This window comes from Streptomyces sp. NPDC002994 (genome assembly GCF_040611155.1).
Lineage (GTDB): Bacteria > Actinomycetota > Actinomycetes > Streptomycetales > Streptomycetaceae > Streptomyces.
Window position 1 is genome coordinate 120,637 of sequence record NZ_JBEXNQ010000013.1, and the last position, 18,615, is coordinate 139,251.

The 18,615-nt window shown below is 69.7% G+C and carries 12 protein-coding genes; 4 read left to right on the forward strand and 8 right to left on the reverse strand.

Annotation, left to right across the window (positions count from 1 at the left end; all coding sequences use genetic code 11):
• From ABZX79_RS19240 to ABZX79_RS19265, 6 genes are all read right to left on the reverse strand, one after another.
• Complete coding sequence (locus ABZX79_RS19240) at positions 1-1,815, reverse strand: branched-chain amino acid ABC transporter permease (RefSeq protein WP_355258588.1); 1,815 nt, start codon at positions 1,813-1,815, stop codon at positions 1-3.
• A 5-nt stretch (positions 1,816-1,820) separates the two neighbouring features.
• Positions 1,821-2,750 carry a branched-chain amino acid ABC transporter permease gene (locus ABZX79_RS19245; protein WP_355258591.1) on the reverse strand — a complete coding sequence of 310 codons (930 nt, stop codon included), beginning with the start codon at positions 2,748-2,750 and terminating at the stop codon, positions 1,821-1,823.
• A gap of 103 nt (positions 2,751-2,853) precedes the next feature.
• Positions 2,854-4,062, reverse strand: coding sequence for a branched-chain amino acid ABC transporter substrate-binding protein (locus ABZX79_RS19250; protein WP_355258854.1), 1,209 nt, complete (start codon positions 4,060-4,062; stop codon positions 2,854-2,856).
• A gap of 495 nt (positions 4,063-4,557) precedes the next feature.
• Positions 4,558-5,436 carry a trypsin-like serine protease gene (locus ABZX79_RS19255; protein ID WP_355258594.1) on the reverse strand — a complete coding sequence of 293 codons (879 nt, stop codon included), beginning with the start codon at positions 5,434-5,436 and terminating at the stop codon, positions 4,558-4,560.
• A gap of 725 nt (positions 5,437-6,161) precedes the next feature.
• The gene (locus tag ABZX79_RS19260; protein WP_355258597.1) at positions 6,162-6,632 is read right to left on the reverse strand and encodes a hotdog fold thioesterase; all 471 of its coding nucleotides are present in this window, start codon (positions 6,630-6,632) and stop codon (positions 6,162-6,164) included.
• A 50-nt stretch (positions 6,633-6,682) separates the two neighbouring features.
• Positions 6,683-8,962, reverse strand: a complete 2,280-nt coding sequence (locus ABZX79_RS19265) for an FdhF/YdeP family oxidoreductase (protein ID WP_355258600.1) — start codon at positions 8,960-8,962, stop codon at positions 6,683-6,685.
• Between the two features lie 178 nt (positions 8,963-9,140).
• On the opposite strand from ABZX79_RS19265, the gene polA reads away from it, so the two are divergent.
• Entirely contained in the window at positions 9,141-11,801 is a 2,661-nt protein-coding gene (polA, locus tag ABZX79_RS19270) for a DNA polymerase I (RefSeq protein WP_355258856.1), read from the forward strand.
• Positions 11,802-11,821: 20 nt separating this feature from the next.
• Here polA and ABZX79_RS19275 read toward each other — a convergent pair whose 3' ends face one another.
• Positions 11,822-12,727 carry a DUF4184 family protein gene (locus ABZX79_RS19275; protein ID WP_355258603.1) on the reverse strand — a complete coding sequence of 302 codons (906 nt, stop codon included), beginning with the start codon at positions 12,725-12,727 and terminating at the stop codon, positions 11,822-11,824.
• Positions 12,728-12,915: 188 nt separating this feature from the next.
• Here ABZX79_RS19275 and ABZX79_RS19280 point away from each other — a divergent pair, with 188 nt between their 5' ends.
• From ABZX79_RS19280 to ABZX79_RS19290, 3 genes are all read left to right on the forward strand, one after another.
• Positions 12,916-14,736: a lytic transglycosylase domain-containing protein gene (locus ABZX79_RS19280; RefSeq protein ID WP_355258606.1), complete on the forward strand. Its 1,821-nt coding sequence runs from the start codon at positions 12,916-12,918 to the stop codon at positions 14,734-14,736.
• Positions 14,737-14,905: 169 nt separating this feature from the next.
• Positions 14,906-15,043 carry an SPW_0924 family protein gene (locus tag ABZX79_RS19285; protein WP_355258609.1) on the forward strand — a complete coding sequence of 46 codons (138 nt, stop codon included), beginning with the start codon at positions 14,906-14,908 and terminating at the stop codon, positions 15,041-15,043.
• A gap of 14 nt (positions 15,044-15,057) precedes the next feature.
• Positions 15,058-16,062: a DUF3068 domain-containing protein gene (locus ABZX79_RS19290; RefSeq protein ID WP_355258612.1), complete on the forward strand. Its 1,005-nt coding sequence runs from the start codon at positions 15,058-15,060 to the stop codon at positions 16,060-16,062.
• Between the two features lie 35 nt (positions 16,063-16,097).
• Here ABZX79_RS19290 and hrpB read toward each other — a convergent pair whose 3' ends face one another.
• Complete coding sequence (gene hrpB / locus ABZX79_RS19295) at positions 16,098-18,611, reverse strand: ATP-dependent helicase HrpB (RefSeq protein WP_355258615.1); 2,514 nt, start codon at positions 18,609-18,611, stop codon at positions 16,098-16,100.
• Positions 18,612-18,615 lie beyond the last annotated feature (4 nt).

Genomic DNA, 18,615 nt, shown 5'->3' on the forward strand with positions numbered 1-18,615 from the left:
TCACGCCCCTGCCTTGGTGACGCCGGTGGCGCCTTCGGGCAAGCCCTCGTCAGGTACGTCGAGTTGGTCGTTCTCGTGGAATTCGAGCTGCTTCCTGCGGTCGGCCACCAGGCCTTCGGGGCGGAAGCGCATCAGGAGGATGAGCGCGAGCCCGAAGAGGAGGAGCTGGAAGTCCTGCATGAACTGCAGCTTGGCCGGGATGAGGTAGAGCAGCGCGGCGCCGATGAGGGGTCCGGCGATGGTTCCCATGCCGCCGAGGATGACGGCGGCGAGGAGGAACGCGGAGTTGGGGGGTACGGAGCCGGCGAACTGGTATTGCTCGGGTGTGACGCTGTAGCCGACGTGTGCCTGGACGGTGCCGGCGAGGCCGGCGAGTGCGGCGCCGAGGGCGAAGGCGAGCAGCTTGAGCCGGAAGGCGTTGATGCCCATGGCGGTGGCTGCGGTTTCGTCTTCGCGGATGGCGACCCAGGCGCGGCCGATGCGGGATTCACCGGAGCGTCGGAAGACGAGGACGACGATTGCGGTGAAGAACAGCATCATCAGGTAGTAGTTGGCCGACCTGCCGAGGGTGAATCCGGCGATCTCGTGGCTGATTCCGAAGTCGAACCCGAAGAAGTTGAGGTCCGGGATGTTCGGGATGCCCTGGGATCCGTTGGTGAGGTCGGGACCGCTGTTCCCGTTGAGGTTGTTCACGGTGAGGCGGAAGATCTCACCGAAGCCGAGGGTGACGATGGCGAGGTAGTCGCCGCGCAGCCGCAGGGTCGGGGCGCCGATGAGGACGCCGAAGAGGAGCGAGGCTGCGGCGCCGGTGAGGACGGCGGCCCAGAAGGGGAACTGGACGCCGATGGACGACTGGGGGGATCCGGAGACCAGGGCGGCGGTGTAGGCGCCGACGCCGAGGAAGGCGACGTATCCGAGGTCGAGGAGGCCGGCGAGTCCGACGACGATGTTGAGGCCCAGTGCCACGGTCGCGAAGATCAGGATGTTCGCGCCGATGAGGGCGAATTCGTCGCTCTGCTGGGTGAAGGGGAAGCAGAACGCGGAGACGAGGGCCGCGCACATGGTGACGTTGCGGTGCTTGACGGTCAGTGCTGTGACGCGGGCGACGAGTCCGGCGCGGGTGAGCGCGGTGAAGACGAAGCCGGTGATGATCAGGAACCCGATGAAAGGTTCCGGGTCGACTATGTCGATGCCGTACGTGAAGACGTAGGTGCCGAGGCCGAAGGCGACGGCGATGATGAGGATTTCGGCCCAGGCGGGGATTTCCTTGGCGCGCCGGGGTGCTGGTGCGGTGATGTTGTGCCGCAGTCGCTGCCAGGCGTTGGGTGCGGGGGTGGTGGTGTCGTCGGCCTCAGGCTGGTCGCCGGGGAGCGCGAGGGCGGCTAGGACCGCGAGGAGGGACGCGATGCCGCTGACCCATGCGCCCGGTTCGAGGTTGACGACCCCGCCGAGGGTGACGGCGATCGCTCCCATGGTGTAGCCGGTGGTGAGGAGCGTGCCGAGGGCGAGCAGGATGACGGGGCTGTTGGTGCCGCCGGGGGTGAGCCAGCCGAGGCCGCGGACGCCGTGTCCTGCGAGTGTGAAGAGCAGGGTGAGTACGGCGCCGAGGAGGGTGAGGATCTGGAGGCCGCCGGGGTAGCCGGTGACGGTGAGGTCACCGGGGAATTCGTCGGTCCAGGTCCACGCGAGGAAGGTGCCCGCGAGGGTGATGGCCGACGCTGCGGCGGTGGCGATGCGGGCGGCGGTGGCGGGGAGGAGCGGGATTACCGCTGTGTGCCGCGGGGCCGGGGCGGTGGTGGTGTCTGTGGTGGTCATGGGTATCACGCCCGATCCGCGACGCGTTCGCCGAGCAGGCCCTGGGGGCGGAGGAGGAGGACGACGATGAGGAGCACGAAGGCCCATACGTCCTTCCAGGCGCCGCCGCCGAAGAGTTCCATGCCGGGAACTTCGGCCATGTAGCCGGTGGCGAGGGACTCGGCGACTCCGAGTACGACGCCGCCGAGCATGGCTCCGTAGATGTTGCCGATGCCGCCGAGCACTGCTGCGGTGAAGGCCTTGAGGCCCATGATGAAGCCCATGCGGAAGCCGACTTGGCCTTGCTTGAGGCCGTAGGCGACTGCGGCGATCGCGGCGAACGCGGCACCGATGGCGAAGGCCATGACGATGATGCGGTCGGTGTTGATGCCCATGAGCTTGGCGGTGTCGGGGTCCTGGGCGGTGGCCTGCATGCCGCGGCCGGAGCGGGTCTTCGAGACGAAGAGGCCGAGGGCGACCATGCACAGGGGTGCGGCGATGAGGACGAAGAGGTCGCCGGGCTGGATGGTGGTGCCGAGGAATTCGAAGGCTTCGCCCTTGAACTGGGGGAAGGAGACGTCCTTCTTGGCGTCGGGGTACCACATCCAGATGGCCTGCTGGAGTACGAGTGACAGGCCGATGGCGGTGATGAGGGGGGCGAGGCGGGGTGCGCCGCGCAGTGGCCGGTAGGCGAAGCGTTCCGCTGCGGTGCCGACGGCGACGGAGCAGACGACGCCGCCGATGATCATGAGGGGGATTGCGGCGAGGAGCGAGAAACCGTCGGGCATCCAGAAGTAGACGGTGAGGGCTCCGAAGCCCCCGATCATGAAGATCTCGCCATGGGCAAAGTTGATGAGCTGGACAATTCCGTAGACCATCGTGTAGCCGATCGCGATGAGACCGTACATCGCGCCGAGGATGAGTCCATTGGCCAGCTGTTGCGGCAGTTCGTGCACCGCAGGGCCTCCGTGGGGTGGTTCGGATATGGCGCCGCGCGGGAGCGCTCGTAGCGCTCCCGCGCGGTCTGGTGTGTCAGATCAGAGGGCCGGGAGGGCTGTGTCAGTCCTTGTAGGCCTCGCTGAGCTTGGACTTCCACGCTCCATCGGTGACCTGGTAGGCGGTCATCATGGTGTTGGTGGTGTCGCCGTACTCGTCGAAGGAGACCGGGCCGGTGACGCCGTCGAACTTGACCTTGCTCATGGCCTTGAGGACCTGGGCGCGGGCGTCGTCGGGGAGCTTGCCGTCGTTCTCGGCGACGACGATCTTGATGGCCTCGATGATCGACCAGGTGGCGTCGTAGGTGCCGCCGCCGTAGGCCTCGTAGGCGTCCTTGTAGCCGGCCGTCTTGTAGTCGGCGATGAACTTCTTCGCCGAGTCGAGCTCCTCGACAGGCTTGCCGACCGAGGTGGCGATGTCGCCTTCGGCCTTCTTGTTGAGCTTGATGAACTCGGCGCTGTACATGCCGTCGCCGCCCATGAGCGGGATCTTCACGCTGTCCTTGAGCTGCTGGCTCAGGGGGCCTGCGGCGGGGTACTCGCCACCGTAGTAGACGGCCTTGGCGCCGGTCTTCTTGACCTTGGAGACGACGGAGTTGAAGTCACGGTCGTCGGGGTTGACGTGGTCCGAGCCGACGATCTTGCCGCCGAGCTTGGTGTACGTCGCCTTGAAGGAGGCCGCGAGGCCGGCGCCGTAGGTCTTCTGGTCGTCGATCAGGTAGACCTTTTTGATCTTCGCGTTGTTGTACATGTACTTGGCCGCGAAGGCGCCCTGGATCTGGTCGGTGGTGGCCGTACGGAAGAAGCTCGCGAAGGGGCGCTTCTTGTCGCCGGTCTTCCAGCCGTCGCCCTGGGTCAGCTCGGTGCCCGTGTTGGCCGGAGAGACCTGGGTGAGCTTCGCGTCGTTGAGGGGCTTCTGCATCGACTGCGAGACGCTGGAGTTCAGCGGGCCGACGACGCCGAGAACGTCCTTGTTATTGATGAACTTGACGGCGTTCTGCTGTCCGACGGACGGCTGGGCCTGGTCGTCGAGCGGCATGGTCTTGAACTCGATGCCGGGGACGAGCTTGGCCTTGTTCGCCGTCTTGGCGGCGAGGTCGGCGGAATTCTTGATGCCGAGGCCGAGGGCGGAGAGGTCTCCGGTGAGGGGCGCGTCGACTCCGATGACGACCGTGGTGGTGTCGCCGCTGCTCTTCTTACCGTCGTCGTTTCGCGACCCACAGGCAGTGAGAGTCAGTGCTCCGGTGGTGAGCACTGTGGTGAGTATGAGCAAAGAACGGTGTCGCACGAAAAGTCCTTTCCCTGGCGCGGCCTCCTCTGCTGAGGTGCCGTGACGTTCGCCGGGCCGTACTGGGTTGGTACAGAGGCCGTGCAGCAGACGCGCCCGGCGGCGCGGTGACTGGCCGTGACTCTAGGCGCAGGTGAAGGACTCGGGGAGCATGCGGCCTTATGTGTGACTGTCTTGTTATGCCATGGGGAATGGTTGGTGGAGAAGTCCGGACAGAACGGCGCTTCTTGCCGGGTCCAGCGGTTTCTCACATGCTGAGAATTGCCAGTTCCGCTAAGGGGCTTGAGGTAATCATGGTGCTGACATAGGTGGTGGTGGGGGCGCCGTGCGGGTTGCGGGGGTTGTGTGGTGGCCCGCACGGCGCTGGGGGTGGCGTGTGTCCTGTTGATTGCTCCTTCGTTACGTTGCGTAACCTTCGGTGGGGTCGGCCTGGTGGCTCCTGGCAGTCGGCCCCGGGCGCCCGCGGCGGTCGGCCCCGGGTCAGGGCAGCCGCGTGAAGGGCGCCAGGAAGGCGCGCGCTCCGGGGGTGTCCAGGCGGTACGTGACGTTGGTGGCGTAGCAGGGGGTGTCGCCGGTGATGGTGGTGGCGACGAGGGTGCGCTTGCCGGCGAGGGTGGCGAAGTTGGGGCCGCCCGAATCGCCGTAGCAGGCACCGCCGTTGCCCTGGGGGGCGGTCATGGACAGCCGCAGCCAGGCGTCGTTGAGCGCGTTGTAGGTGACGGGGGCCTGCATGCGTACGCCGCCGCCGGGGTGTGTGTGGCCGCCGGGTCCGCGCCGGGCTTCCTGGGTGCCGTACCCGGCGACGGTGAAGGAGGTGTCGTTGAGCCCCTGAGGGCCGAGGGTGTTCAGGGCTCCGGCTTTGGGGAGCGTGGCGGGGGTGAAGTTCCAGCGGGCCTTGACCTTGGCGGCGGGTACTTCGACGACGGAGATGTCGTGGGTGTCGGAGGCGGGGTCCGGGTAGGCGGGGTGGTTGTGGGCGGCGCCCTGGACGGCGACGGCCTCCGCGACGGCTGCCGGGTTGCCGGGGTGTTGGGCCGCGGCCTTGTCGAGGCCGGCCTGCACGTCCTGGTCGAGGGAGACGTAGAACTCCACGTTGTCGGGCCAGTCGGTGGTGCAGTGCGCGGCGGTCAGGAACGTATCCGCGTCGATCATGGTGCCGGAGCAGACCCAGTCGACGCGGTCGGGTGTTGCGGGGTTCGCGTCGTTGTCCCACGTTGCGACGAGGGCTCCGACTTCGGTGCGCTCGGGTGCGGGCGTGGCGTTGTACGAGTTGATCGCGGAGGACGGCAGAGCCGCCGCCAGCACGAGTGCGCAGGCTCCGGCGGTGACTGCGGTCAGGCGTACGCGTACTGCGGTCAAGAGAACCCCTTGGGTGTGACGGGATGGGCGCTCCTGTGGGGGTGGGGTCAGTGAACCCGTTGTGGCGGTGGTGGGGCAAGAGGCTTGGGAGACAAGGGTGTTGGGGGCTGGCGCCAACGGGGTGGTCGCGGTGGAATGTGTGCGCGCTCACCGCGCGGCTACGCGGTGGCGCAGGATCGCCAGTGCGGGGACGGGCGGCGCGACTGGTTGCCCGACGTCCGGCGGAGCAACGAGACGCTCGGCGCGAAGGCTGATTTCAGCTGGCAGCGGCAGCGGCAGCGGCTGTCGCAGTGGCCGACGCCCGGCAAGCGTGAGGTGAAGCCGCGGCTGAGCGCGGGCGGCGGGCTGTCACCGAGCCGGGGCCGCCGGCGTGGCAGGGGGCGTCACCGTAGGTGACGGCGCAGCTGGTCGATTACGGCTCGGGCGGCGGGGCGTCAGCGGGGACGATAACGGACACCTCGCGGCAGGTCTGTTACGGCGAGGGCGTCCCGGGCTCAGCGGACACGGGGTGCGGATACCGGACGAGGCGCTGTACGGAGACGGCAGACTTCGAGATCGTCTCGCGGGGCCGGCTGAACGCCCGTAACCGGACATCCGAGGCGCGCCAGGACCGGGTCGTGAAGGGGCTGCGACCACTCGCTGCGGTACCCGGCCGGGACGCGGATGACGGTCCGGGCCGGGGTCAGCGGTGTGACGCTGCCGGTCGCTCCTTGATCAGCCGCTGATCAGCCCTTGATGCCGTTCGCATCGCGGAGCAGGCAGGTCAGGCGGGCCGTGCAGACCCGCTTGTCGTGCTCGTCGGTGATGACGATTTCGTACGTCGCGGTGGAGCGTCCGCGGTGGACCGGCGTGGCCACGCCGGTCACCAGGCCACTGCGGGCGCCGCGGTGGTGCGTGCAGTTGAGGTCCACGCCGACGGCAAGCTTTGAGGCGCCGCCGTGCAGCATGGAGCCGATGGAGCCGAGGGTCTCGGCGAGCACGGCGGAGGCCCCGCCGTGCAGCAGGCCGTAGGGCTGGGTGTTGCCTTCGACGGGCATGGTGCCGACGACGCGCTCCGCGGAGGCCTCGACGATCTGTACGCCCATGCGGGTGCCGAGGTCTCCGGCGGAGAACAGCGCGGGCAGGTCGACGCCCAGCTCGGCGTACTCATCGATGACCTCTTGCGGGAACTTCACACCTGCGGTCTGCTCGCCCATGGGGCCCTGCTCCGATCGTCGTACGGCATCCATCGTCCTTAAGCGAACGCTTAGGCGGTGGGTGATTGTTCCAGACGTACGATGACGGACTTGCTCGCGGGGGTGTTGCTGGTGTCCGCAGTGGCGTCGAGGGGCACGAGCACATTGGTCTCGGGGTAGTAGGCGGCCGCGCAGCCGCGTGCGGTCGGGTAGTGCACCACGCGGAAGCCGGGGGCGCGCCGCTCGACGCCGTCCTTCCACTCGCTGACCAGATCGGTGTACGCCCCGTCGGCGAGGCCCAGCTCGCGGGCGTCGTCCGGATTGACGAGGACGACGCGGCGGCCGCCCTTGATGCCCCGGTAGCGGTCGTCGAGACCGTAGATCGTGGTGTTGTACTGGTCGTGCGAGCGCAGCGTCTGGAGCAGCAGCCGGCCTGCGGGCAGCTCGGGGTACTCGACGGGTGCGGCGGTGAAGTTGGCCTTGCCGGTGGCGGTGGTGAAGCGGCGTTCGTCGCGCGGGCCGTGCGGCAGGGTGAAGCCGCCGGGGCGGGCGACGCGAGCGTTGAAGTCCTCGAAGCCGGGAACGACGCGGGAGATCCGGTCGCGGATGCTGCCGTAGTCCTTCTCGAAGTCTTCCCAGGGGGTGGTTGATGCGGGCCCGAGGACGGCCCGCGCCAGCCGGGCGACGATGGCCGGCTCGGACAGCAGGTGCGGGCTCGCCGGGGTGAGGTTGCCGCGCGAGGCGTGCACCATGCCCATGGAGTCCTCGACGGTGACGAACTGCTTGCCACCCGCCTGTACGTCCTTGTCGGTACGCCCAAGGGTGGGCAGGATCAGCGCGCGGGCGCCGGTGACGGCGTGCGAGCGGTTGAGCTTTGTCGACACGTGGACGGTCAGGCGGGCCTTGCGCATCGCGGCTTCGGTGACGTCGGTGTCGGGGGTGGCGCCGACGAAGTTGCCGCCCATGGCGAAGAAGACCTTGGCTTCGCCGTCGCGCAGCGCCTGGATGGACCGTACGACATCGAATCCGTGGTGGCGCGGTGAGGTGATCCCGAATTCCTTGTCGAGGGCGTCGAGGAACGCGGGGGCGGGGCGCTCGAAGATGCCCATGGTGCGGTCGCCCTGCACGTTGGAGTGACCGCGCACGGGGCACACTCCGGCGCCGGGGCGGCCGATGTTGCCGCGCAGCAGCAGGAAGTTGACGACTTCGCGGATGGTCGGCACGGCGTGCTTGTGCTGGGTCAGGCCCATGGCCCAGCACACGATGGTGCGCTTGGATGCGAGGACCATGGCGAGGGCCTGCTCGATCTTCGTACGCTCCAGGCCGGTCGCGGCGAGGGTCTCGTCCCAGTCGGCGTCGCGGGCGGCGGCCGCGAACTCTTCGTAACCGTGAGTGTGTTCGCGTACGAACTCTTCGTCGACGGCGCCGTCAGCTTCGAGGATGAGCTTGTTGAGCAGGCGGAAGAGGGCCTGGTCGCCGCCGAGGCGGATCTGGAGGAAGAGGTCGGTGAGGGCGGCGCCCTTGATCATGCCCTGGGGGGTCTGCGGGTTCTTGAAGCGCTCCAGTCCGGCTTCGGGCAGCGGGTTCACCGAGATGATCTTCGCGCCGGCGGCCTTGGCCTTCTCCAGGGCGGTGAGCATCCGCGGGTGGTTGGTGCCCGGGTTCTGCCCGGCGACGATGATCAGGTCGGCCTGGTGCAGGTCTTCGAGGGAGACGCTGCCCTTGCCGATGCCGATGGTCTGTGTCAGGGCCGAGCCCGACGACTCGTGGCACATGTTGGAGCAGTCCGGCAGGTTGTTGGTGCCGAATTCGCGGGCGAAGAGCTGGAGCAGGAACGCCGCTTCGTTGCTGGTACGGCCCGAGGTGTAGAAGACGGCTTCGTCGGGGGAGTCGAGCGCCTTGAGCTCCTCGGCCATGATCTCGAAGGCCCGCTCCCAGGTCACCGCGTCGTACCGCTCCGCGCCCTCGGCCAAGTACATGGGCTGCGTGATGCGGCCCTGCTGACCCAGCCAGTACCCGCTGCGCGTAGCGAGGTCCGCGACAGGGTGCGCCGCGAAGAAGTCGGGGGTGACGCGGCGCAGTGTCGCCTCCTCGGCGACGGCCTTCGCGCCGTTCTCGCAGAACTCCGCCGTGTGCCGCTTGTCCTCCTCGGGCCAGGCGCAGCCGGGGCAGTCGAAGCCGTCCTTCTGGTTGACCTTGAGGAGGGTCTGCGCGGTGCGGCGCACGCCCATCTGCTGCTGGGCCATCTTCAGCGTGTGCCCGATGGCGGGGAGTCCTGCCGCGGCGTGCTGGGGCGCCGCGACCTGCGGCGCGTCCTGGACCGGGTCACCTGCGGGCGGCTTGGCAGCCATGGCGCTCCCCTTTGAGCGTGCGGTTCTGTTACGTACGTCTCCGATCCTGTCACGCGGCACTGACAGTGTGACCACTGCGACCGTGCGGGCGGGATTGTCAGTGGTGCGGCCTAGGATCGGAGGCGTGTCAGAGACAGCATCGAAGAAGACCGCAGAAAACCGTCCCCGCCTGCTCCTCATGGACGGGCACTCCCTGGCGTACCGAGCGTTCTTCGCGCTGCCCGCGGAGAATTTCACCACCGCGAGCGGCCAGCCGACGAATGCCATCTACGGCTTCGCGTCGATGCTGGCGAACACGCTGCGCGACGAGACGCCCACGCACTTCGCGGTGGCCTTCGACGTGTCGCGCAAGACGTGGCGCTCGGCGGACTTCCCCGAGTACAAGGCGAACCGGTCGAAGGCTCCCGACGAGTTCAAGGGGCAGGTCGAGCTGATCGGCGAGCTGCTCGACACCATGAACGCGGAGCGGTTCGCGGTGGACGGCTTCGAGGCCGACGACATCATCGCCACCCTCGCCACCCAGGCCGAGGCCGCCGGCTTCGACGTGCTGATCGTCACGGGCGACCGGGACTCCTTCCAGCTGGTCTCCGACCACGTGACCGTGCTGTACCCGACCAAGGGCGTCTCCGAGCTGACCCGGTTCACCCCGGCGAAGGTCGAGGAGAAGTACGGACTGACCCCGTCGCAGTACCCGGACTTCGCCGCCCTGCGCGGCGACCCGTCGGACAACCTGCCGGGCATCCCCGGCGTCGGTGAGAAGACCGCCACGAAGTGGATCAACCAGTTCGGTTCGTTCGCGGAGCTGGTCGAGCGCGCCGACGAGGTCAAGGGCAAGGTCGGGCAGGCCCTGCGCGACCACCTGGAGTCGGTCAAGCTCAACCGCCACCTCACCGAGCTGGTGCGTGACGTGGAGCTGCCGAAGGCCGTGGCGGACCTGGAGCGCGCTCCGTACGACAGGACCGCGCTGAAGGGGTTCCTGGAGGTCCTGGAGATCCGCAACCCGAGCCTGCGGGAGCGGCTGCTCGCCGTGGACCCTGGCGCGGAGGAGGAAGAGGCCCCGGCCCCGGAGGCCGGTGTGCAGCTGGACGGCACGGTGCTGGGCGCCGGTGAGCTGGCGTTCTGGCTGGAGCAGCACGGGGGGCAGCCGCTCGGCGTGTCCACCGTCGCCACCTGGGCCCTGGGCGTCGGCAATGTCAGCGAGGTCGCGCTGGCGGCCGCCGACGGCAAGGCGGCCTGGTTCGACACGACCGAGCTGGACGAGTCGGACGAGCGGGCCTTCGCCGCCTGGCTCGCCGACCCGGACCGGCCGAAGGTCATGCACAACGCCAAGGACGCGCTGCGGGTCTTCCCGGAGCACGGCTGGCACATCGAGGGCATCACGATGGACACCGCGCTGGCCGCCTATCTGGTCAAGCCCGGCCGCCGGTCCTTCGCGCTGGACACGCTGTCCATGGAGTACCTCCACCGTGAGCTGGCTCCGGCCGCCGCCGACGGTCAGCTGTCCTTCGGCTCCGAAGAGGACGAGCAGGCCGAGGCCGATGCTCTGATGGCGCAGGCCCGCGCGGTCCTCGATCTGGGCGAGGCGTTCGGCGTGAAGCTGAAGGAGGTGGGCGCGACCGAGCTGCTGCACGATGTGGAACTGCCCACGTCCGTGCTGCTCGCCCGGCTGGAGCGGTACGGAATCTCGGCCGACCGTGCCCATCTGGAGGCGATGGAGCTGCAGTTCGCCGGCGCGGTGCAGCAGGCGGTGAAGGAGGCGCACGCGTCAGTGGGCCACGAGTTCAACCTCGGCTCGCCCAAGCAGCTCCAGGAGGTCTTCTTCGGTGAGCTGAATCTCCCCAAGACGAAGAAGACCAAGACCGGTTACACCACGGACGCGGACGCACTGGCCTGGCTGGCCGCCCAGACCGAGCACGAACTGCCGGTGATCATGCTGCGTCACCGTGAGCAGGCCCGGCTGCGGTCCACGGTCGAGGGTCTGATTAAGACGATCGCCGCCGACGGCCGGATCCACACCACGTTCAGTCAGACGGTCGCGGCGACCGGCCGCCTCTCCTCCACCGACCCGAACCTGCAGAACGTGCCGGTGCGCACGGACGAGGGCCGTGCCATCCGCCGCGGTTTCGTCGTCGGCGAGGGCTTCGAATCGCTGATGACCGCGGACTACAGCCAGATCGAGCTGCGCGTGATGGCGCACCTGTCGGAGGACGAGGGCCTGATCGAGGCGTTCACCTCCGGCGAGGACCTGCACACCACCGTCGCCTCCCAGGTGTTCGGCGTGGAGCGGTCCGCGGTCGACGCGGAGATGCGGCGCAAGATCAAGGCCATGTCGTACGGCCTTGCCTACGGCCTGTCCGCTTTCGGCCTGGCGCAGCAGCTGAACATCGAGGCGGGCGAGGCCCGGGTCCTGATGGACACGTACTTCGAGCGGTTCGGCGGGGTGCGCGACTACCTGCGGCGTGCCGTCGACGAGGCGCGCGCCACCGGATACACGGCGACGATGCTCGGCCGCCGCCGCTACCTGCCGGACCTGAACAGCGACAACCGCCAGCGCCGTGAGGCGGCCGAGCGGATGGCGCTGAACGCTCCGATCCAGGGCACGGCCGCCGACATCGTGAAGGTCGCCATGCTGAACGTCGACCGGGCGCTGACGGAGGCCGGGCTGAAGACCCGGATGCTGCTTCAGGTCCACGACGAAATCGTCCTGGAACTGGCACCGGGGGAGCGCGAGCAGGTGGAGGAGATCGTCCGCCGCGAGATGGCCGGTGCCGTCAGCCTGCGCGCCCCGCTCGATGTGTCGGTGGGCGTGGGCCCGGACTGGGAGTCCGCCGCGCACTGATTCGAGTCCGACGCGCCCGCTCACCCGTTCCGCGCATCGAAAGGAACGGGTGAGCGTGGCGCGACGGGAGGAGCAGTCGGCGTACGGTCCGCAGTCTGCGTACGGTCCCGGTCAGGTTCCGGCGAACGCCCGCGCAGCCACAGCCGCACCCAAACGGCGTACAGCACAAGCCCCACAGCAAGCCCCGCGCCGGCGCCGAAGCATGCGGTCGGGACGAAGTCGAGCGGCTGCAACTGCACGGTCTGAGCGGCGTACCAGCGCACGCACCGGTGTACGGCGCCGGTCAGCACGCACAGCGCGAGCAGCCCCCCGGCCGCCCACCTCCCGCGCGCGTCCAGCAGCGGTACGCAGGCGGGCGCGGGCCCGTCCGTCCCGCGCCGCAGCGCCGAGACCGCGAACCACGCGATCACCCCGAGGGCGACCGCCGAGCCGCCGTACTGCGCGTACAGGTACATCGGGAAGCCGGCGACGATCTCGCCGAGCACCGGCAGGACCTTCATGCCCCAGCGGTCGAGATGCGTGAAGCTGTCCCAGGCGACGTGCGTGGACGCGCCGATGACAGCCGACAGGAAGAACCGCCAAGCCAGCAAGGGCCGTTGGATCCCGCTCCAGTCCTGACCACGTACGAAGCCGTAGAAGCGGGCCTGCCGCCGACGCGGCACCAGCGCCAACAGGGGCTCCCGCAGCAGCAGCCACAGGCCGACAAGCGCCGCCGTGATCAGTACGTCGACGGTGACGAGGCCCGGCAGGGCGTGCGTGACGTCCCCGAAGGCCATCGCGGCCGGTACGGCGGTGGCGGCGAAGTAGGTCATGTCGGGCGCGAACGACCCGGCGACAAGCGCCGATGCGAGCAGCGGTCCGCGCGCGGTACCGTCGCGTCGAATGCCCGGCAGCACCGCCGCCGCATGGCTGAGTGTGAACGGCAAAAGTCCCCCTTGGACCGCTTCCGGTCAATGACGTTGAGTATGCCGTCCTTGGTTCCGGGTTGAATTTCTGTGAACAACCGGCAATAAGAGGACAGCGGCCGGTGTCCCGGCACCGGGAGTTGTCGTAGTGTCGCCTGAGTCCTTGCGCTGGGGAGCGCGGACAGCCGTTGACGGGAGGGGCCAGACGTATGGCAGCACAATTCGGTCGCAGGCTGCGCAAAGGGGCGACAGCCACCACGGTGGCAGCGCTCGTAGTGGCAGCGCTCTCCGCCTCGCAGGCGCCGGGCAGCACTTCGGCGCCCGCCGACGAGAGAGCCGCGAACGCGACCGAGCCGCCCGGCACCCCGGTGACGGGCAACTCGCCGTACTTCACCGACCTTCCGCCCCTGAACACCCCCAACAAACCCAACAAACCGGGCACTTCGATCGACCTTCCCGCAGTGACCGGCCCGGCCGAGTCAGGCATACCCGCCACGGTCCTCGCCGCGTACAAGCGGGCGGAACAGACCGTGAGGGACACCGCGCCCGGCTGCCGGCTCCCCTGGCAGCTGCTCGCCGCCATCGGCAAGGTCGAGTCCGGCCAGGCGCGCGGCGGCCGTGTCGACGCCAACGGCACGACGCTGACGCCGATCCTCGGCCCGCAGCTCAACGGCGTCGGCTTCGCCAACATCTCCGACACCGACAACGGTGCGTACGACGGCGATTCGACGCACGACCGCGCTGTCGGCCCGATGCAGTTCATCCCGTCCACCTGGGCGACCTGGGGGCAGGACGGTAACAGCGACGGCCGGAAGGACCCGAACAACATCTACGACGCGGCCCTCGCCGCCGGCCGCTACCTCTGCGCCCACAATCGCGACCTGTCGGTCCAGGACGATCTCGACCAGGCGATTCTCGGCTACAACCGCTCGCGGGAGTACCTGCGTACGGTCATGTCCTGGTTCGACTACTACCGGCGCGACAGCCACGAGGTGCCGGACGGCTCCGGCGTCCTGCCGGACAGCGGCGAACCCGACAGCCACGGCAGCGGCACCAGGAACGGGAATGGCGACGGGAACGGCAATGGGAGCCCCGGGGCCCCCGTTTCGCCGACTCCGCCGTCGAGCCCGGACCCCCGGGACACCGTCAAGCCCCACGTCCCCGAGGAGCCGGACGGCAACGGCGACGGCAGCGGCACCCCCACCCCGACCCCGCCCTCGCCTCCGAAAACACCGCCGCCGCCCACTCAGCCCCCGGCCCAGGCGCCCGTCACCACTCTGGAGCGTCTCGGCAGCGCGAGCGTGACCGCCACCGAGGGGGAGAGGTTCACCGACCGGCTGCGGGTACGGGCCAAGACCTCCGCGGGCAAGGTTGTCGGGGGCTCCAGGGTCCAGTTCCAGATCATCGGCGACACGGCGGCGCGTTTCGCGGGCGCCGAGACCCGCATCGTCGTGAGCACCGGTACCGACGGCATCGCCACCGCTCCCACGCTCAGCGCGGGTGACCGGACCGGCAGGTTCATCGTCCGCGCCAAGGCGCTCGGCACCACTGCCCCCGCCGCGGACTTCGCCGCGAACGTCAAGGCCAAGCCGGCGCCCGCGCCGCAGTCCGACGCGCTGGCCCGTACCTCGGACGAGGAGCTTACGGCCGAGACCGGCGGCTCCTTCGCCGACGCGGTCGAGGTCAAGGCGACGTACAAGGGCAAGGCCGCGGCAGGCGTCGGTGTGAGCGCGACGATGGTCACGGGTGACGCCGACGCGTCCCCGGAGAACTGGGCAGAGAACGACAAGGGTCCGTACTTCAAGGACGCCGACGGCAAGGCGGTCCGTACCCTGACCGCTCTCAAGACCGACGCCAACGGCCTGTTGAAGCTTCCGGAGATCTACACCGACGGCAACGCGGGAACGTACACGCTGCGTCTCACGACCGCCGACGGCGTGGTCCTCACTGTCGAACTGACCGTCACCGCGGCCACAACCGCACCGACGACCGAGCCGTCGACGACGCCCTCCGCCACACCCACCGCGTAAACGCGGCTACTTCAGCGCTGCTGCCGCTGTCCCGTCCGGACCCTGTTCCGGACGGGACAGCGGCATGTCAGTGCGACGTTGTGCGAGACCTGTTCTCATCTCGCGGCTCCGTTGCTACGGTGCCACCTCCCCATCGCCCTGACGATGCATCAGATCCGGGAGGTCGAGCATGCGTGCTCTCGTCGCCGCCGCCCTCGGGCTGGCCGCCGCCCTCGCGCTCGTCCTCACCATCACGGCCGTCGGCGCTCCGCCGGGCGAGACCTCGCCCAAGCCGCTGCTGACGACCGTTCCCGGGCCGAAGAAGTAGAGGGGCCGCAAGCCGTGCGCCGTAAAGCCAGCCTCGTCCTGCTCGCCTTCGCGGTCTTCTTCGCCGCCCTGTCACCGCTGCTGCGCTGGTACGCCTTCCCGCGCCTCGCCAAGATCCCGGCCGGCCAGTACCAGGAGATGGTGCTGGAGGCGAAGCCCGCGACGCTTCTCGAGTACAGCTCGATGAAGGCGAAGAAGGTCGAGAAGGTCACCATCGTCCAGACCCTCAAGGGCAACGTCGAGGAGTCCGAGAAGATCGAGCGGAGTGCGGGCCGTGACGTGGTCGTCTGGGACTCGCTCTCGTACGTCCAGGGTCCCGACGGCAAGATGGTTTCGGCCATTCCCGAGCGCTACATCTTCGATGCCCACAGCCAGGCCCCCGTGCACGCCACAGGCGAGATGGTCGACGGCGACCGGGTCAGGCGCGAGGGCATCGAATTCAAGTGGCCCTTCCTCACCGAGAAGCGCGACTACGAGTACTTCGACGCGCAGACGCGCACGTCCGCCCCGATCCACTACAAGGGCGAGCGGACGTTCCGCGGAATGGACGTTTTCTACTTCGAACAGACCATCCCCTGGACGAAGGTCAAGTACCCGAAGAAGATGCCCATGCCGGGGATCGACGCGACGAAGCTGGAGGAACAGACCGGCACGACACGCTGGTACACCACCAAGAGGATGTTCTGGGTGGACCCCGTTACGGGCGCTCCCGTGAACGGCGAGGAGATCCACCGGGAGGAGCTGCGCGGCGGCAGTCTGCTGGGCGGCCGCGACAAGGTCACCGCTTTCGCCGGTCACGTGAAGATGCGTGAGGACTACGTCGACTCCACCGTCGAGCTCGTCAAGACCAACCGCGTCGCCGTACTGATGCTTACGTCGTACCTCCCCTGGGGCTTCGTTTTCCTGGCAGGCGCCCTGTTCGCCCTCGCCCTGTACCTGGAGGCGCGGGGCCGGAGGCCGGCGGACCCGGCCGAAGGGGAGCCCCTTGGTCTGGACAGTCCGAAGCCGGTCGGCGCCTGACCACTCCCGGCCCGCCCGACTCAGCCCCGCCCGGCTCAGCCTCGCCCAAGACGTGCCGTCGTGTACTTCGTCGGCACAGCCGCCGCCGGGTCCTCCGGCCACGGGTGCTTCGGGTAGCGGCCGCGCAGCTCCGCCCGCACCGCGCGGTAACCGCCCTGCCAGAAGGACGCCAGATCGGCGGTGACGGCCGCTGGGCGCCCCGCCGGCGACAGCAGGTGCACCAGCACCGGCACACCGGCCACGCGCGGCGTCTCGGCCCGCCCGAACATCTCCTGAAGCTTCACCGCCAGTACGGGCTGCTCCCCGCCGTACTCCACCCGCACCCGCGACCCGCTCGGCACCTCGATCCGCTCCGGCGCCAGCTCGTCCAGTCGCGCCGCGTCGCCGGTCGCCCACGGCAGAAGCCGGTTCAGTGCCTGCCCCGCCTCGATCCGGCCCAAGTCGGCCCGTCGGCGTGCCCGTGACAGCTCGGGCTCCAGCCATTCGTCGGTACGTTCCGTGAGCGCCGCGTCGGACACGTCCGGCCAGGGCGCACCCAGGACCCTGTGCAGGAAGGCCAGGCGCTCCCGCAGCGCCTGCGCGTCGCGCGTCCAGCGCAGCAACCCGAGGCCCTCGCGCCGCAGTCCGTCCAGCAGTGCTTCCCGTACGCGTTCCGTATCCGGTTTCTTGAGCGTCCGTACGGTCAGCTCGACCGCACCGAGGCGCCGCACGTGCCGCGCGACGACGTCCCCGTCCTCCCAGTGCACCTCTTCGCCGGAGACGAGCAGGTGCTCGGCGGCCAGCTGGGCGGTGTCCTCGTCGATCACGGCGGCCAGGCGCACGCGCGCGGAGGCGGCATGGACCGGACGGTCGGCGACGGCGACCGCCAGCCACGGCGCGCTGCGCAGCCGGGACCCGTCGGTGAGTTCCGCCCCCGTCCCGGAGGCCATGAGGAAGGCCCCTTCGCCCCGGGCCCTGGCGACGCGCTCGGGAAACGCGAAGGCCGCCACAAGTCCGGCAGCCGCATCGTCACCCGCCCCACCCGCAGGGGCCTCACCGCCGGAACCACCCGCCGCCGAAGCCAGCCGCCTCGCCTCCTGGCGCCAGCGTGCCCCGTACGCGTCGTTGCCGCGACGGGCCGCGCGCCAGGCCGCGGCCAGGTCGTCGCCGTACTCCCTCGGAGGTTCCTCGCTCAGCAGGGCGACCACTTCCGCCGCCCGGCGCGTACCGACCTCCCGCGCGCCGTCGATGAGCGCCCGCGCGAGCCGGGGGTGCAGGCCGAGGCGTGCCATCCGTACACCCCTTTCGGTGGCACGGCCGGCGTCGTCCACCGCCCCGATCGCGGCCAGCACCGTACGGGCCGCCGCCATCGCTCCGCCCGGCGGCGGATCCAGCAGGGCGAGACCGCTCGCGTCAGGGTCGCCCCAGCAAGCCACCTGGAGGGCGAACGCCGTCAGGTCCGCGACCTTGATCTCCGGGGACGGGAAGCGCGGCAGCCGTACGTCGTCGGCCTGGTCCCAGCACCGGTAGACGGCGCCGGGAGCCTCCCGCCCCGCGCGCCCCGCACGCTGCCGGGAGGCGGCCTGTGAGGCCCGTACGGTCGTCAGGGCGCTCAGTCCCCGCGCATGGTCGGTGCGGGGCTCACGGGCGAGCCCGGCGTCCACGACGACCCGTACACCCGGCACGGTCAGGCTCGACTCGGCCACCGAGGTCGCCAGCACCACCCTGCGCGTACCTGAGGAACCGGCCAGTACCGCGTCCTGCACCGCGGCCGGCGCCCGTCCGTGCACCTGCAGCACCTCGGCGCCCACCCCGGACAGCTGTCCGGCCACCCGCGCGATCTCTCCGACGCCGGGCAGGAAGCACAGCACGTCGCCCTCCCGCTCGGCGAGCGCCCTGCGCACCACGGCGACGACATGCGTGAGCAGCGCCGGATCGACCCGCATGCCGTGCGGCGGCCGCACCGGACGGGCGGGCGGCGCCCAGACCGTCTCCACGGGGTGCGAGACGCCCTGTGCCTCGACCACCGGCGCGTCGCCCAGCAGCCGGGCCCAGCCCTGCGCGTCCGTCGTCGCCGAGGCGGCGAGGAGTCGCAGTTCGGGCCGCAGAGTGTCCCGGACGTCGAGCAGGAACGCGGCGACGGTGTCCGCGTCCAGGTGCCGCTCATGACACTCGTCGAGGATGACGACATCGACGCCGGCGAGCTCCTGGTCGCGCTGGAGGCGCTGCAGCAGTACGCCGGTGGTCACGACCTCCACCACCGTGTCGCGCCCCACCACGCGCTCCCCGCGCACGGTGAAGCCCACGCGCCCCCCGACGCTCTCGCCGAGCAGCCACGCCATGCGCCGGGCAGCGGCCCGTGCCGCGATCCGCCGGGGCTCCGCGACGACGACCTTCCGCACGGGCCGCCCGTCGTCGAGCTGCCCGGCCAGCACCAGTGGCACCAGGGTCGTCTTGCCCGTCCCCGGCGGCGCGCACAGCACCGCCGTCCCGTGCGCGTCCAGGGCGCGCTCCAGTGCGGGCACAGCGGTGCGTACGGGAAGCTGCCCAAGGGCGTCGGTGCGGATCACGCCC